Annotated in this window: 16 protein-coding genes; 2 read left to right on the top strand and 14 right to left on the bottom strand. The window is 43.0% G+C overall.

Translation table 11 applies throughout. The features are described 5' to 3' along the window. Positions 1-400: 400 nt before the first annotated feature. Complete coding sequence (locus G588_RS0114960) at positions 401-766, bottom strand: hypothetical protein (RefSeq protein WP_022779527.1); 366 nt, start codon at positions 764-766, stop codon at positions 401-403. A 231-nt stretch (positions 767-997) separates the two neighbouring features. Between G588_RS0114960 and G588_RS0114955 the strand changes: the two genes are divergently transcribed. Next, on the top strand, positions 998-1,312 hold the full coding sequence (locus G588_RS0114955) for a hypothetical protein (protein ID WP_022779526.1): 315 nt from the start codon (positions 998-1,000) through the stop codon (positions 1,310-1,312). A gap of 50 nt (positions 1,313-1,362) precedes the next feature. On the opposite strand, the gene G588_RS0114950 is transcribed toward G588_RS0114955, so the two are convergent. From G588_RS0114950 to msrA, 6 genes are all read right to left on the bottom strand, one after another. Next, positions 1,363-1,815: an Hsp20/alpha crystallin family protein gene (locus G588_RS0114950; RefSeq protein ID WP_022779525.1), complete on the bottom strand. Its 453-nt coding sequence runs from the start codon at positions 1,813-1,815 to the stop codon at positions 1,363-1,365. Positions 1,816-2,381: 566 nt separating this feature from the next. Next, on the bottom strand, positions 2,382-2,525 hold the full coding sequence (locus G588_RS22565) for a hypothetical protein (RefSeq protein WP_022779523.1): 144 nt from the start codon (positions 2,523-2,525) through the stop codon (positions 2,382-2,384). Then, on the bottom strand, positions 2,513-3,484 hold the full coding sequence (locus G588_RS0114935; protein WP_022779522.1) for a MarR family transcriptional regulator: 972 nt from the start codon (positions 3,482-3,484) through the stop codon (positions 2,513-2,515). The genes G588_RS22565 and G588_RS0114935 overlap by 13 nt, the downstream gene beginning before the upstream one ends. Before the next feature lie 562 nt (positions 3,485-4,046). Further along, positions 4,047-4,811 carry a class I SAM-dependent methyltransferase gene (locus G588_RS0114925; RefSeq protein ID WP_242830378.1) on the bottom strand — a complete coding sequence of 255 codons (765 nt, stop codon included), beginning with the start codon at positions 4,809-4,811 and terminating at the stop codon, positions 4,047-4,049. 9 nt (positions 4,812-4,820) lie between these two features. Further along, positions 4,821-5,306: a GNAT family N-acetyltransferase gene (locus tag G588_RS0114920; protein WP_022779520.1), complete on the bottom strand. Its 486-nt coding sequence runs from the start codon at positions 5,304-5,306 to the stop codon at positions 4,821-4,823. A 59-nt stretch (positions 5,307-5,365) separates the two neighbouring features. After that, positions 5,366-5,851, bottom strand: a complete 486-nt coding sequence (gene msrA, locus G588_RS0114915; protein WP_022779519.1) for a peptide-methionine (S)-S-oxide reductase MsrA — start codon at positions 5,849-5,851, stop codon at positions 5,366-5,368. Positions 5,852-6,059: 208 nt separating this feature from the next. Here msrA and G588_RS0114910 point away from each other — a divergent pair, with 208 nt between their 5' ends. Beyond that, entirely contained in the window at positions 6,060-7,997 is a 1,938-nt protein-coding gene (locus tag G588_RS0114910; RefSeq protein ID WP_022779518.1) for a DUF3298 domain-containing protein, read from the top strand. Between the two features lie 75 nt (positions 7,998-8,072). Here G588_RS0114910 and G588_RS0114905 read toward each other — a convergent pair whose 3' ends face one another. The 7 genes from G588_RS0114905 to G588_RS0114875 form a co-directional block, all read right to left on the bottom strand. Further along, positions 8,073-10,130: an InlB B-repeat-containing protein gene (locus G588_RS0114905; RefSeq protein WP_022779517.1), complete on the bottom strand. Its 2,058-nt coding sequence runs from the start codon at positions 10,128-10,130 to the stop codon at positions 8,073-8,075. Positions 10,131-10,358: 228 nt separating this feature from the next. Beyond that, positions 10,359-10,931 (bottom strand): GNAT family N-acetyltransferase, encoded by a 573-nt coding sequence (locus G588_RS0114900; protein WP_022779516.1) that lies wholly within the window; start codon positions 10,929-10,931, stop codon positions 10,359-10,361. Further along, a complete protein-coding gene (locus G588_RS0114895) occupies positions 10,928-11,899 on the bottom strand; it encodes a hypothetical protein (protein WP_022779515.1) in 972 nt (323 codons plus the stop codon). Before G588_RS0114895 ends, G588_RS0114900 begins: the two co-directional genes overlap by 4 nt. A 200-nt stretch (positions 11,900-12,099) precedes the next feature. Beyond that, positions 12,100-13,596 (bottom strand): aspartate aminotransferase family protein, encoded by a 1,497-nt coding sequence (locus G588_RS0114890; protein WP_022779514.1) that lies wholly within the window; start codon positions 13,594-13,596, stop codon positions 12,100-12,102. After that, positions 13,565-14,026 (bottom strand): GtrA family protein, encoded by a 462-nt coding sequence (locus tag G588_RS20515; RefSeq protein ID WP_022779513.1) that lies wholly within the window; start codon positions 14,024-14,026, stop codon positions 13,565-13,567. The genes G588_RS0114890 and G588_RS20515 overlap by 32 nt, the downstream gene beginning before the upstream one ends. A gap of 1 nt (position 14,027) precedes the next feature. Beyond that, positions 14,028-14,933, bottom strand: coding sequence for a class II aldolase/adducin family protein (locus tag G588_RS0114880; RefSeq protein WP_022779512.1), 906 nt, complete (start codon positions 14,931-14,933; stop codon positions 14,028-14,030). A 9-nt stretch (positions 14,934-14,942) separates the two neighbouring features. After that, positions 14,943-16,535, bottom strand: a complete 1,593-nt coding sequence (locus G588_RS0114875; RefSeq protein WP_022779511.1) for a xylulokinase — start codon at positions 16,533-16,535, stop codon at positions 14,943-14,945. Positions 16,536-16,573 lie beyond the last annotated feature (38 nt).

Raw genomic sequence — 16,573 nt, 5'->3', positions numbered from 1 at the left:
TTCAGGCTGCCAGCTGATTGTTCTTAGATTCTGAGCCCGAGGTATTAACCTAGCCACCGCTTTAGCGGCTTGCCCTTGATGGCACAAAAAATAACTGCTACACTGCTGCAAACGACGGAGAAAATCTGATTGTTCTTGAGTTCTTCGCCGTCGGTGATTAACCGTCAGCAGTTATTTTTTGTGCTGTCAAGGGTGGCGTCCGGCTACCTCAACCTATATATCTGCAATTTCCAAGGTTCATCTGAGCCTATTTTTTCTACTCAGTTTTTTCATAGATCATTTGACACTATCTGGAAAAGTATTTTTTCCTTACGAGTTAACAGTATACGATATATGCTCCGGAAAATGAAGAGTAAACATTGCGAAATATGAGGCTGTATTTCCGCAGCGGCGTGCACTGTCATAGCTCGTTTTCTTCCTGCTTATCTGCCTCTCGTTGCTTATTCTTTTTTTCAAGAGCATTGATACGTCTTATTACAATAATACCCAGTGCGATGAGCACTATCACCGGAAGCGCCCTCAAAAGAAGAGGCAATACAACAAACGGAATATAAATCTGGAGGATGATCGCAATTTCATGGAAATCAAGGAAATCTATGGAATTTAACGCGCTCTGAAGGCAAACCCAAGTAAGGAACCCTGCGATAAATGCTATTGGAAAAAAGATCAGTGGTTTATCCAAGAGCTTCTTTTTGATAATTACTATCAGGCATATGAGAATAATTACTATCAATCGTAAATACAAAAACAATCTTTCAGTATCCATTACACGTATCCTCCCCTAAAAAAGTTGTCATTACAAAGTAAATATAGGATATTCAGGGCAGAACGTGTATCATGGAAACTGCAAAATACAGGGCTGTATTGCCACAAATGATTATGACAAACTTAATTACAAACTGCAGTATGCAAGCTTGTTTGTAGTCTGCAATATGCTATACTTCTAACAGAAAACACTCGTTTTCATAAAATCATACGATTATAAAGGGGATTTATAATGGGGATTATTAAAAAAGTGAATACTCCGATTCTTACTATCATCCTGGCAGCAGGTCTGACGCTAGTCTGCTACTTACTCAACCTTGGAATGTACCAGCTCGCCGGCTTTATAATCGGAATCGGCAGCTCAGGCGGAGAGATTCATGTCACCTATGCCATTGGCCTTAAGCTGGAGGAATATTATGGTCTGACGGCAGCAGAAGTCACATCAGCCAGTTCTGAACTTAGCTTCTTTCTTCCGGGTCTTATCATTGGTTATATAATTATGATGGTTGTGGCATTTCTGGTGGTCAGGAAGTGTAAGGAAGAGTAAGTATAATAAAGCCCTGCCGTTATATGAACGGCAGGGCTTTAAAAATCATTTTATCCTTCAATTGCTATCAGATTCTTTTCCGGAAGTTTCTTTTCCTGAGCTTTCTTAGGAATTGTCAGAGTAAGAACACCATGTCTGTAGGTTGCCTCTACATCATCTTTTTCGATGTTCTCCCCAACGTAGAAGCTTCTCTGCATTGATCCTGCATAACGCTCCTGACGAAGAAGTTTGCCCTTCTTGTCATTTCCATCCTTTTCAAGTCCCTTGGCTGCTGAGATTGTAATGTAACCGTCGTTAAGTTCTACTTCAATCTCCTCTTTCTTAAAGCCCGGCAGGTCAATTACTACTTCGTAGTTGTTATCCTTCTCCCTGATATCGGTCTTCATCATCCTTGAAGCTTTTCTGCCATAGAGTTTCTTCTCCATGTTTTCGTAATCCTTCATGTAAGGGAATCCAAACAGATCATCCATGAAATTCTCTTCAAAAATACTAGGTGCTAACATAATGCTTACCTCCTTTGCACATAAACAATTGATTAACTGTTAATGAGCATTGGGACGGAGGGTTCAGATCATCGGAAGCCTTAAGTCCTAACGGTCTTCTCTGTTCCTTTGTTCTACTTATGGTATAACACCGTGATTAGCACTCGTCAATAGAGAGTGCTAATTTGGATAAAAAGATATTGTGTACTTCATCACAAAATTAATATTTCCATTCAAAGCTTCTCCGTACCAATAATTGCGTCCATTACATGCTTCAGCCCTATGCTTATAAAAAACTTTTCTCTTTTAGGTTGAATTTAGGATTACCTTGTATCATAGCCTCATCAAGTAAATAGCTTGAAACCTCCCAAACACATATACTTTTTCATTATTCATTTCAGAGCTGCCCGTTCCCCTCAAATAAATGGCAGCTTACTCCTAACAAAACGGGGCAGGACATCAATCGATGTCCTGCCCCATAATCATTACAAATATCATTTAAACTCTTACATATGTCTCTCTAAGTGCAGCAACTTCAGTCTGCATATCTGAATTGATTCCCAGATTGGCAAAGATAATTTCCTCTTTTACCACATTCTCAAGGAACCGGTCCTGAAATCAACAGGCGTCTGTGACATAAGGAGCTCACAGGCTGCACCGCCGATTATCGTATAACAGTCCTCATATCCTTCAAAATATTTTGCAAAATCATCAAGTCCTATGACAGCCATTCATATTCCTCCAAAAGTCGCTCAATCTCCCCTGAAACACGCGCATCATGCGAATCTCTCAGTGAACAGTAGAGTGATATTATATCAACTGCTGCATCAGCCTTCAATAACTCCGGATCATAATTCCATAGCTGGATGCTGCAGACAGTCCAAGGCTCTTCCCATGCGGGATCTTCAACTTCTTTCAGGGCTTTTATAACATCATTTTTCCTATAGCATGCACGTACACTTATTTCAGGAGGATTTAACATCCCAAGGTGTGACAGTGCTTCATCAGCTGCAAAAGGCATGCTTTCAACGGCCTTCTCTTTTCTTACATGAATGACTTCATGAACAGGATCTGCCAGAAAAGGCTTTGACAGTTCAAAAAGATCTTTTGCAGCCATAGTCCTATAAACAAATGAGTTTCTTCCGACTTTTCTCTCTTCCAATAGCCCATGATCTGCAAGTTCCTTGGTCGCTCTGGTAACATACACTGGGTCAAGACCAAGCTTTTCAGATAAAAGCTGCTTTGCATATTCTTTTTTCTCGTTGAAGATCATAAACAGCAAAACAAGCTGCGCATTTGGAGTGAGCATCTTTCTGCTTTTTAATGACTCCCCGGAAAACTTTCTACTAAACAGTATCCCCAGAAATGGCAGATAAACCTGCGTCGGAACAAGGATAAAAGGTATATGATGCTTCACATACGCAGTTCTGTAGCTCTTGTTAAGCGTATCAAATAAAAAAGCCACGGGCATCCTGAAGATATTCTCATATACCGTCTGTTCTCTTGAGAGCACCCTGCTGTCAACAGGTTCCTGAAGTCTTACTATTAGCATGGATGTTTCTTCAGATCTGCCGACATAAATCTCCCGTCCAGAGGACAGGTATCTTGGCAGACCGGTCCTATCGTCCAGTTCACTGACACTAAAATCGATTCCAAATGCATTGGATATAAGATTGGATAATTTTTTCATGTTATTTACACCTATATATATCATTACATTGTTATTGTAATATATTATTTATATGTAATTATAACACATTTCCAGATTACATGTCATATTCAATCAACGTTCCTTCAAGCCCCAAAAATAATCCTCGGTTTGACCACTTTTATATGGCTTTTGCGAGGATTATAGAGCGCATACTATTCAAGTTCTAACTTCATATACTGCGATTTTGCCGATGACATCGGCAAAATCTTTAGCAGCCCTAACAAGGAGGATGGGCGGTACCATCAGGTGCCGCCCAAGTATTATGAAAAAGAAGTTATGTGTTTTCTTGTTCTATCTGATATCCATGATAAAGCATTTACCTTGCCAAAGAGTAAACAGGATTTGAACAAATTGTTAATTCTATAAAGAAAAAGCCATGTCACCTATGTCTTTAGGCATAAAATTATACTGCGCTAAATCTTCAAAATATAATCAGATTTAGCGCAGTATAATACTTTCACCCCAACGGGCTCTGATCTTCCACGGATAGACCATGGGCTTTAAATATGACTGACGGTTCACTAATAAGCTTTTATTAGCCTTATCCAAATTTTGCAGCACCCTGCTGCAAAATTTCCTCTGTTTCTTTGCGAAAATCCATTCTGATCAGTGACTTGCCATTTGGTAATAGTTCTTCAGAACGAAAAACGCTCTTATACGCGATCTCTTTCATAGCTGAAGCCAATGCTGATTCTTCCATCTGATGATGAATATTATCAAGGCCGTCAAATACGTGAAGATATGGAGAATCCGAAACCCACTGCTTATCATCACTATTTACCTGAATAACGCATGACACATACTCAGGATCCACCCGGCGTACTGCATTCTTGAAAGCAGAATAGCCAATATATTCTACTATCAGATTCGCTATTATCAGATTCGCTATTATCAGATCCGCCCGAGGCAATCTATCAGCCTCTGTCAATAAATCCATCTTCATGAACTGTAATACTTCAGATGATTGCTCGTATCGTTTTGAAGCTGCAGCTAAGTATTCTTCGTTGATATCAATGCCATAAACAACCTGGTATTTTTCACTCCTTACATGTTCAAGACCATTTCCTCCAGCAACACCTAAGACCATTGCTGTTTTCACGGGATAGGCTTCAAACTGCTCATGCATTATCTTATTCATGGCTTGAAGCTGTCTCACAGAATCAAGACTCATATGTTTTTCATAATCTTCAAGCTTTATCTCTTCCCAGGGATTCTTCCTATTTGGGGAAGCTTCAATATATGCACTCTTACTTCCATCCCAATAGCATTTGATGCAGCGGCTCCTAACATTTTCACATTTTTTCATGCCCCCCAATCAGAAAGTAAGCCTCATCTGATTCCACGCTACACCGCCATGCTGAGACTTGTCACTCCGGCCTTCATTCATGAAGCCAAACTTTGCATAGTAGCTTACCAGCTCATCCTTACAGGTCAGGACAAGACCTGCACGGTTCTGCTCCCTTGCAGTATCTATGGCTTTTCGAATCAGCTCACCTGCATATCCGTGCTTGCGATAGTCAGGAAGCGTGTTCACTCCGAATATCATCTGCCAACGTCCGGAGGCATCATGCATATCAGCTTTTGCATACATTTCGTCGGTCAAATCCGGCTCATTGGTCACAAAGCCATCCACAAAGGCAATGAGCTTGTCTTCATCAAACATCAGCCAGAAGTAATCTGCGTAATATGCAAGTCGGTCTTCGAATTCCTCTTTTGATGCTGCTTCTGCAGCAGGGAAACACTCCGCTTCAACTGCAGCTATCGCATCCAGATCTTCTATTGTTGCTGTTCTTATTTTCATGTTCAAATGCTCCTATTTCATCTGCTTAGAGAAAGAAGTACTGTAAAACAACCTGTCAATTATTGTTTCCTTCCCGATTCTATCAGCTCTTTCTCAAATGCCTCCGGATTCTTAAGGTAATAATCCTGATGATACTCTTCGGCTTCGTAGAAATTCTTATATGGCAAAAGAGCTACGTGAGTCTCTTTACCTGAATTCTTTTCAATATCTGCTATCTTCCTTTCCGATATCTCTTTTTCTTCCTCATTGTTGTAGAAGATTGCCAGTGTATATGAGAAGCCTTTATCAATATACTGACCCTCTGCATCGAAAGGATCCACGTTGGCAAAGTAGATATCAAGCAGTTTCTCATAGGAAACCTTCTCTGGGTCATAGACGAGCTTAATAGTCTCCCTGTGTCCTGTTTCCTGATGTTTCACCTGCTCATATGTAGGATTTTCCTCATCTCCTCCTGCATAGCCACAGATGACCTTATCCACTCCGTACATCTTGTAAATTGGTGTAACGCACCAAAAGCATCCGCCTGCAAAATACGCTTCTGTCATATTCCTATCCCCTTCTATTTTTTTGTTCCTACTACTTTCATGCGTTTAGTTCTATTATATTGTGCGCAATTTTGAAGTTATATTAACCCACGGACACGTAAAAATCAATACTCCAAAAGAAAGAGTGCCTACCCAAAAGTAAAACACTGGCTTACTATTAAAAATCCTGTATAATGTTCTGAGAAAGTTTTGGAAGGGGCTTTTTTTTATGAAAACAAAGAAAATAACAGCATTGATTTTTACCGCAGCAATGCTGACGGTTGTAGCCGGTTGCGGCGCCAATGATGAAAAACCTGTTGCTATGAATCCCATAAGCGACATCCCAATGATAAATGACAGTCAAACGACTGATTCTACAGAGTCTACAGAAGCACCTACAGGCAATACAACAGAAATGCCTGTAGAGAATTCTGCAACAGAATCCCAGCGTAATTACAGCCTGAACTACAATAACACCACTCTGTATGTGGTCGATGAAGATGGTAATCTCACCAATGAATACGACCTGGAGCAGCTTGGAAAACAGCTCTGTGACAAGTTCCCGGGGGTAGGCATTGAAGCAAGTGACTATACTTTTTATGACAATGGTATTTTGTACTTTAAAAATTATCATTATAAGAATAATGACTCCGAGACTTCCTTTGGTTCACTCTATGCAATGGATCCGGTAAGCGGCGAGGCGGCCGAGATTTGCAGAATTGACGAAGAATATATCCAGAACGTTGATATTTTTGACGGCAAGCTTTTCTTTTTGACTATGCCTTCAGGCAGCAGCCATTTTGTAGAGCACTGCTATGAGATTAAAGACGGCCTTAAATATGAAGAGGCAAGTGCCGGGCTCGACGCCTATTACAAGGCTACTGAAGATTGCGATATCTGCGGCAGAAACAGTAATGGAATCAGTGACTGCACTTTAAGGAAATTTAGTGAACTTGGATTTAATCTTGTAAAAAAGGATCAGAACATATACAGAGCTGATCGTGACGGCAATATTACTCCTGTTTATGAGGCGGCCCCCGGCGTAAATGTAACATTCTGCCATTTTAACGAAGACCTGGCAGTTATGCAGCTATATGACGAGGACTATTTATCACTTGGATATTTTGTACTGGATCTTGCAACCAAAGAGACCAGGCCTATTTTCGAAGGCAATGAGCCACAGACCATGGCGTTTTACGGAAACTACTGCTATTACTATGAAGACGAGTCGATATGTCTTGATATGTTTAAAAGAAAGGTTTATGCCTACGATCTTACCGACGGTTCAAGCAAGTTCATCTTTGAAGAAACAACGGTTCCCGGAACGAATACAACGGACATTTTAAGTCCGTATGCCTCCATATTTGGAAACAGATTTTTTGTGCCTGTCTTTGAGGATAACAAGTATGTATGGAACGTTGTTGATCCAAAAGAAGCTAATCCATCACCTAAGTCTCTTGGCTACGTAGCAGATACTTTCCCTGTTTTTGACTATGGAACAGTGGAATACGTTTCATCTGACTACAAATGCCCTGATTGCGACACAACTCTGAATAAGTTTTACGGCGAGAAATTTGTCTTAGACTCCAAATACTCTGACTACGCCGATGACATCAACAAGGTTATCTCCGACTACATAGACGGCAGCCAAAATGCAGACACTAACAGCCTTACGTTTGCCAATAGTTCCTGCGACGACCATCTGGAATCTCCTGAGCTGCACTGTGAGACCTCGGAGTACCATGTTGCAGATGTTTGCATAATTGAAGACAGATATCTTGCGGTAGATTACAGCAGCTACTATTACAGCGGCGGCGCTCATGGAGAGCCTATGAGAGGTCAGTTCCTCTTCGACCTTACAACAGGACTAAGATACCACCTTGCAGATTTTTACACAGGTACCGAGGAACAGTTTAAGCACCTGATCGCTGATAAGGTAAAAGATGATTTTGCCAACGCTGAAGAGACCACCTATTTTGCCCAGACCGCAGAAGAAGCAGCTCAGCAGGCCTATGACTCAGCAGCGATTGACGACAGAGCTAAGTTTACCGAAGGTGGAATTGATTTCATGTTCTATCCTTATGATCTGGGACCTTTTTCTTCAGGGTTCATTACAATGCATGTAAGCTATGAGGAACTGCTTGGGAGAAGCACATTGGATGAATAATATTGTCTCAAAAAGGTATAAATTAAGCCGGGAAATCATTAATTATCAGTGACTTCCCGGCTTTATTATTTCTTTTTATCCTTGTGCGTCCTTCAAAAGAGAATACTCGTAATCATAGATGCAATAATCAGGCTCTTTCCTCAAAGGATTGCCGTCCTTATCAAAATACATGTAATAGCCTTCATAACGAATTACTCTTCCGGCTTCATCATAGGTATAATACTCCTTGTACCAATCATCACAGGTATTATCCAAGTCCCAATGCTGCCAATACCACTGAAATGTAATTCTTCCTTCATCATCATATACTATTTCGGTTCTTGGATCTTTTAATAATGATTCATCCAGCGGATGCGGACGTAATACAGCGTATAAGATATCCTCATAAGATTGGCCAACTAGCCAGCCATCATGATTTTTATATTTTGCTTTGGTACAAATACCGTTTTCATCATATTTGAGGGTCAGAGTACCTTCATCAAACGAGCTGTCCCAAAATTCCAGGTCGCTGCCGGGTTTGGTTATAACCTTAGACAGCACATAAACTTCAGGAATCTTATGGTCTTCCCAGATTGCATACAAAGTAGCTGCTTTAACTGCCTTAAGGATCAGCTTGCCATCTTCGCTAATGGGCTTACCGTTTGCGCCTATAACCAGACCTGTTTCGCCCTTGGCATCAAGAGCAAAGCCTTTAAGATCATAGCCTTTTTTCTTGATATTTGTGCTGTTTAAAGGAGCTACAAGTTCGGCAATGTCTTCATAGTATCCGACAGAAGCCTTGAGGACACCCTTCTTTTTCTTGTTGTATGTGCCGCCCTGGGCATTGTAGCTGAGTTTATAAGTAAGCTGTTTGAAAACAGGCTGAAGAGCCACGTCAGCCATATTGTTGGCATTTACTGCAGTTACATAGCCTTTTGCTTTTTTGAGTTTGTTCTCGTTAACCGTATTAACTGCTCTCCATCCAAGGAAGGTATATCCTTCAAGCTCTGCTTTAGGAAGCTTAAGAACTGTTCCGTACTCGGTATTTCCCGGCCAGATATCGGATATCACATAGTCAATCTCAGTCTCATTTTTTCCATCGAGAAGGATTGCTTTCTTAGTGTAATCAATGACCCACATATCCCCGAACCAGATGGCATATAAAGTGGCAGTCTTTTTGGTTGAAAGCTTGGAGAGGTCCTCTTTTTCAAGATCAACTCCATAGAATTTATCGCCCCTTTTTGCCTTCGGATTGGCGGAAAAGCCTACCAGCTCATAGCCGGTTCTTTTCCAGTTCTTGCAGGAAAAATCGCACTTTTCAGCATCTCTGTTACCGGTATAATCAACTGTTCCAAGGAGCTTCTTACCGGATACTTTAATCTTTTTGTTGGTGTCATCAAGCTTGTATACTCCGGAACCGTTAGCAGCTATGGAAACCTTGATGCTGATAGGTGTTAAGCTTGCTGTGAAAGTCATATCCTGTGCTGCAGTCTTATTAAGAGCTGTGGCAAAAGTCATCTCGGTTCCGGCAACCTTAGTTTTCTTGGTAACTAGAATGCTCTCTGCCGCAGGATCAAAGAGCCAGCCGTTGAAGGTGTAACCGGGGCATTTAACCTTGGGAAGGGTTACTTTTTTGCCAGTCTTGTATGAATTAACCGGCTTAACAACAGTGACGCCCTCTATTCCGCCAAGATCATATGTTATTGTATATGTTTCAGTCTTGGCAGGTTCGGATACCTTGGATTCATTAACCGCAGTGGCGCTCTCTTCCGAAACATCTTCCTCCGAAACACTTTCTTCGGAAACATTTGCGTCCTCCGTTACATCGTCTGAGGCTGTTTCCTCGAGAAGCTCTGTTTCTTCGATTACATCACTTTCTACAATTGCTTCTTCTGAGAAGTCTTCTTCTGAGACTGCTTCTTCTGTGAAATCATCAGCATCTTCGACCATTTCGACTTCGGAGCTCTCATCGATCATCTCATCCTCATTAGTCTCGGCCAGAGGTTCTTCCTCACAGAACTCCTCTTCTTCAATTGAAATAATTACTTCCTGATTGCTTTCGCCAGACTCGGCAAAAGCACATACGGGCACAGACATGCCCATAATAAGTGCCAGAGATAATCCCAGCACTCGTCCCACAACTTTTTTTCTCATGACAATTCTCCCCTCTTTTTTCATTTGATGGTGCGCTGAATCACACCGCATTAATTCTATACTTCAGGAAAACAAGCGTCAATCTAAAGCAATGTTGTCTTGTTGACATATCCCGGAAGACTTTCGCTGTGAAAAAGAAGTATACCAATGGGGACGGTTCTGTTTGGTATAGTTTTTGTAAAAGCGAAAACTATACCAAACAGAACCGTCCCCATTGGTATACTTCTTTTAATTGTTATAATCCACGTATTCTACGTTACGCTCAAACATTTCCTTGGGTAGCACTGCCTTGTAAAAAGATTGATATACCTCCCACAGTTCATCTTTCCCTGCGCCGGTACTACCCGCTGTTTCCAGTATGATGAATGGAACACCAAAGCATCTGACACGAAGTCCGGTATCTCTGCAGCCATTTCTTTTGTAGAACCCGATACGCCGCTTCTGCAGGGACTTTAGCTCTTCGTCTTCTGTATAATCCGGATCTTCTACTTCTCCAATTACGAGGTCTGCCTTAGCAAGATAATCGGAAAGGCAAGACAGCATCTTACTGCCAACACCATTATTTCTGTGCTCAGGGTAGACTGCAACATAGTCTACAAGATAGTTCATTCCCATTTTGACAAGGAATGTATAGCCATAAATGGCGTCACCATCAAAAAGACCGAGGCACTCATATATTCCGTCATCCATAGCTTTAAGTATGACGTTAAGAGGTTTGATCTCCTCTTTGGCAAAATCATTAACGATTCTTTCATTGAAAAGAGTAATGACCTCATCTTTACTCAGCTGCTTAAGTTTCATTCAAAAAGCCTTTCTACTGCGAATAATCTGACATCAACAGCTGTTACCTCGTCCACAGGCTCTGTCATTCCATCTGAGAAAAGATATGTGATCTCAATGCGGTCAGAGGTGCCGATATCCACTATCTTCTTTTTCTGCTCATCAGTTACCTTAACTGTGACAAAATGACCATATTCAAATTCATCCTCTGAATCGCCAAATTCGATAGTAACTTCGCCTTCTACATCAAGGTCACTCATGTACCAGCCGTAAAAGGAATGCTCCTGTCCATCGCCTTCAGCATATACTGTGGTTTCCGTCTTAGTAAGTGAAGTAACGCTATATCCGCCAAAGCAGCTGTCGGGATTCTCCTTCAGATAAACATACATATCATAGGTTTTCACATGGTCACTATTTCCGCTTCCGATCTCAATCTGTGCAGAGATACAGGTGGTGCCTGCCCCTGATGCTGCGCCTTCTGTCACCTCATAATTTAAGATATTACAATACCTGTTGTTTGTAGCATTCACAGAATTGTATACGTCAATAGTCTCATCATCCTTCATTGAATCAAAGGAAAGAGCGATGCCGGTCAGGGATTTATGAATATATTCAACCTGGTCTTTAGTGACAATTCCGTTATAGTCCTTCTCCAGCATCTTCTTATAGCTATATCCATCCCAATTGCCACGGATATAGTGATCGATAAAAGTTCGCTGCCAATAATCCTTTTTTGTATCTACTTCTGAGTTAAATTCATCAAAAGAAAGAGCCAGCTGCTCTATTGCTCCAAGAAGATCATCGTTAATTTCAGGATCATATTTTTCCTGTACTTTTTCTTCTGTTTTCTCTTCTTTTTTCTCTTCTATAGTTGTATCCGAAGCAGCAAATTCTATTAATTTTTCTACCGATACATCCTCTGTATTCGTCTCCTTATCGGTATTAGTCTGCCCGGAAAGAATGCTGCAACCACAAGTTGCTGTAATCATTGCTAAGATCAGCAAACAATTTACAATTCTCTTTTTCATGTTCGTTAATGTACCCCTATATACTTTTTTCATCGCGAAAATCACCTGCGCGACGCTCGAAATTATAGCATAACTGACAATTAAGGTAAATAAATCAAAAACTCCGGCGGATATCAAACCCGTCGGAGTTATCTCAATGTACTTATAATTCAATTAAAAAATTACTCCACCAATCCCTTATCAGTCTTCTTAACATGCTTAAATACGTTCTCAAATCTGTTAAGAGCTTCATCAATGATTTCGGGAGTGTCGGCCAGTGACGTATAGAGTCTGCTTCCTGCCAGGGTTACGATGCCGTTTGCCATGTAGGCTGCTCCCATTTTCTCCATGGAATCCTTGCGGACATACATCATGTCTTTGTGCTTGAGAAGGCCCGTTGCGGACTTGATGAAGGACATTGATGAGAAGTCAAAGCTCATGGCTCCGGTGCACTCAAGGTGAACGATGGAACCCTGGTTATAGGCTACAAAAGGAAGTCCGTAGCGGTCTATAAGTTCCTTCAGGCCGTCGCAGAGGCGATCTCCCATCTTGCCGGCAACTTCGCAGGCATTGGTCCTCTCGATTTCCTGAATAGCGGTGTAGCCTGCGATACAGGACAGAGGATTGGCTGATAAGGTTCCGCCGACATAGGCCCGATGCTTACCTGTAGCAAGGCCCGCAGCCATAAGGGAAGCGTATTCTCTCTTACCGCCAACACCACCGGCAGCAGGATATCCGCCTGCAATGATCTTACCAAAGATGGTAAGATCCGGAACAACGCCAAAGTAGCCCTGAGCACCTGACAGCGCAACACGGAATCCGGTAACTACCTCATCAAAGATAAGCAGAGCACCGTATCTGTCACAGAGCTCTCTTACACCCTTGTTATAATCATGGGCAACAGGTCTTGTGCCGCTCTCAGGGCCCACAGGCTCAAGGAGCACAGCTGCAGTGCCGCCTGACAAACGGTTTCTCTTAAGCATCTTCTCCAGCATATCAAGGTCATTAGGCCTTACCTCGTCGGTTTTGCCGAAGCTGCTGTTGGGAATACCGTGAGATTCAAGAAGTGCGCGGCTTCCCGGAATCTTAAGTCCGTATACCATCTGATCTGACCAGCCGTGGTAAGCTCCTCCGATCTTGATGATATGCTTTTTGCCCGTTGCGATTCTTGCTATACGAAGAGATGCCATAACGGATTCTGTACCGGATCCAAGCATACGGAACATCTCAACGTTTGGCATATGCTTGTTGATCTCTCTTGCGATCAGCATCTCAGACTCATGCAACAGCCCCGTCACAGGGCCGCACTCGTTCAGAAGTTCAAATACCTTGTCCCTTACCGGTTTGTAGTTACTTCCAAGAATTGTGGGACCTCCGGCCTGCAGAAAATCTATGTACTGATTGCCGTCTTTATCATAGAGATAAGGGCCATCAGCCTTGGCCATACACATGGGAAAAGGCTTGTTAAAAGCAAGATTGTGCTGAACACCGCCCGGAATATATTTCTGAGATTCCTCAAAAACGGCATGGCTCTGCTTACATTTTTCGTTGTAATAAGGCATTATTTCTTCGTTGTAATACTCGTCTGTGACTTCCCAGATGGGCTGAGAGGTCAGCTCTTTAAGCTTTTTGTTGATCTCACTGGGATCATCCCAACGACTGATTCCGCAATTCTTCATTTTCAGGCCTCCTGTTTTTGGAAATATTGGTGTCTATTGATTTTCTGAATACTACAAATCTGTCATACAAGTACTCTGTGGATAGATTCAGAGCCATATTGATTCCGGTTACGAGATAATCGTTCCATTTAAGGTGTTCCACAAGAAAGTTCCCTCCTATGGTGGTCACCGGGGTAAAAACCGCATAGAACATTGCCACCAGCATCATTGCGACAGGAACATTCGCTACGCTCTGGAAGGTAAATTTACGATTCAGGGTAAAATTCCAGAGAACCGACAGCACCAGAGCTATAAGATAGCAGGGCCAATACCGCAAAGGTGTAAACTCGGTAAGGACTGCGAAGCTCACGATCTCAATGATCCCCGCAGATATAGAAAAGAACACGAACTTGATTATCCTCACCAGTTCTTTTTTCTTATCACCACTCATCCTAGCCCTCCTTTTTCTTGGAATATTTCTTCCTGTATACGTAGTTCATGATCGCCACATCGAGCCATGGAAGCTTGGTTTTTATACCAAGGGATCTGCAGTGAAGCGCTGTGATGGCGGCTTTTTCCGCAAGGAGTTCAAGGGCCTTGGTATCGTCATCATCCCTTCCCTTTACAAGTATGCCCTTTCCCGGCACAAGAACCGCAGGATATTTGGAGAGCGCGGCCTCTGGGTTGTCTTTTACGACCGGGATTTCTTTGCCTATCATCTGAGCCATGTCATCCAGCTGAGCCTTAAGAGGAATATCAAGCCGCGAATATGCTACAGCTGCAGTCTCCGACCCGTCATGCCCATTGTAACTTCTCTTACAGATTTCCTCCAACAGCTGAACTCTCTCCATGGCTTCATCCTTGTCACGACCGGCAACCACCGCTCCGTGGCAGCTCATAAGGACTGTGTGCGCACCGCCCGCGAAACAGGAATTAACCGCCTTCTTGAGGGTTCCTGTTCCGGGAAGGCCATAGGATGCAACTGCGATGCCTCCCAGCTTCTCTTTTTCCTCATCAGTCATCATCAGCTCTGCGATTCCCGAAACACTGAAGGCTGAAGCGTAGTTCTGATGAGTATGGATCACAAAAGAAACCTCGGGAAAATTCGCATATGCACAGGCATGAACGCCCTTTTCGCTGGAAGGCTTGTAACTGCCCTCATAGGTCTCATTCTTCATGTCATACAGCGCCAGATCCTCGGGTCTTGTTCTGGTATAGCTAAGACCGCTTGGTGTTATCAGAAAATGAGTCTCATCGGTCCTTGCGCTGACATTTCCCCAGGTTCTTGCCACAAGCCCTTCTTCTAATAATAAAAGGCCTGTTTCGACAATCTGTTTCCTTAATTCTGTTTCCCCCATTCCTTCCTCCTATGAATTCAAAGCCGCAAAATTGGCGGCGTTAGCTTTGTATAGTTTTTGGAATACCTTGTACTGCTTGTCGTATATGTCCTTGTTCTGCGGATTTGGCGAATAGGTCTCACTGACCCTGACATGCTCCTTCATGGATGCCAGGTCCTTAACTTGTCCGCTTCCTACCGCCACCAGCATAGCTGCACCAATGGCTCCCACGTCCTTGGAATAAGGAACCGTAGCAACTTCGCGGCCCAGAATATCCGACAGAATCTGGCAGGTAACCGGCGAAAGAGCGCCGCCCCCAACGAATCTGATCATGCGGGAGGTATCAATCTTCTTCTCCTGGCTTTCCAGCATCCAGCGAAGGTGAAAACATATTCCTTCGATAACGGCCCTTAGAAGATGTCTCTTACCGGTATCAAGACCTATGTTAAAAAACATTCCTGCAGCCTTGGGATCCTCGAAGGGGCATCTGTTTCCGTGAAGCCAGGGCGTAAAGATAACACCGCCGCTTCCGGGCGGAACCTGCGCTATAACCTCCGACAGATAGTCATAGAGGCTCAAATACTTACTTTCCGATGAGTGTCCCAAATCCGCCTTGCTAAGATAAATGTCGATCTCATCAAGAGCAAGGTGATCCTTGACCCATTCATAACATTTTCCTGCAGTTTCCATCTCAGCGAAATAGTTGAATCTGTTCTCCTGAGCTCCCACAATCCCGGCTATCATTGAGAAAATATCCACTTCCTGCTTGTCGATGACGGTGCTGACCCAGCCTGAAGTTCCGCAGTAGATGTGGGTATCTCCCAGTTCTGTCGCCCCTGCTCCTATTCCTATCAGGGTTGCATCGCCGCCGCTTCCGTATACGGGTATTCCTTCGATAAGCCCCAGCTCTTCTGCCTGCTTTTTCCTAAGTCCCCCAACAACTTCGCTGCAGCCCACAACTCTTGGCATATGCTCGTATTTAACGCCATAGGTCTTGCAGAGAGATCTGCTGAAGCACATCTTCCCCTTTCTGGTATCATAGAGGAAAGTCGAATAGGCAGAATCCGGCGTCATCACGCACTCTCCCGTCATTCGGCAGATAAGGTACTCTTTTACATCAAGCCATTTGTAGACTTTTTCATATATTTCAGGCTCATTTTGCTGAACCCATTTGTATTTCCACAGTGGATCTTTTACGCTTGTTGATGCCGCATGAGTGGCAATAAGACTCTTTAAAAGAATAGATAAATTAACTCCGGACACGGTAAGGCCGAACTGCTCGGTCTTCCTCATAACCTCGCCGCCTCGCTGATCCATATAGCTCATAGGGCGACGGAGTGCATTTCCGTTCCTGTCCACAAGAACAAGGCCCTGCATCTGAGAGCAAAAAGAAATACCGTAGATATCAGAAGGTGATATTCCGGTTGCTGCAATGAGCCTCCTGGTACTCCTGCACATAGCTGTCCACCACTCTTCGCAGTCCTGCTCAGCCCCTCCGTTATCCAGAATGTAGAGGCCGTAGGTTTCATATTCTCCTCCGAGGAGAGTAGCGGTGTCTCCTATTTCCACCAGACAGGATTTAAGTCCTGTTGTGCCTATATCATATGACAGTACATATTGCATAGCATCCCCCTTATGTTCTAATGTTCCGTCACAAATCC

The sequence above is a fragment of the Butyrivibrio sp. AE3009 genome, assembly GCF_000420845.1.
Taxonomy (GTDB): domain Bacteria; phylum Bacillota; class Clostridia; order Lachnospirales; family Lachnospiraceae; genus Butyrivibrio.
Note: the sequence above shows the minus strand (reverse complement) of the source record. Positions and strands in the feature narration are given on the sequence as shown.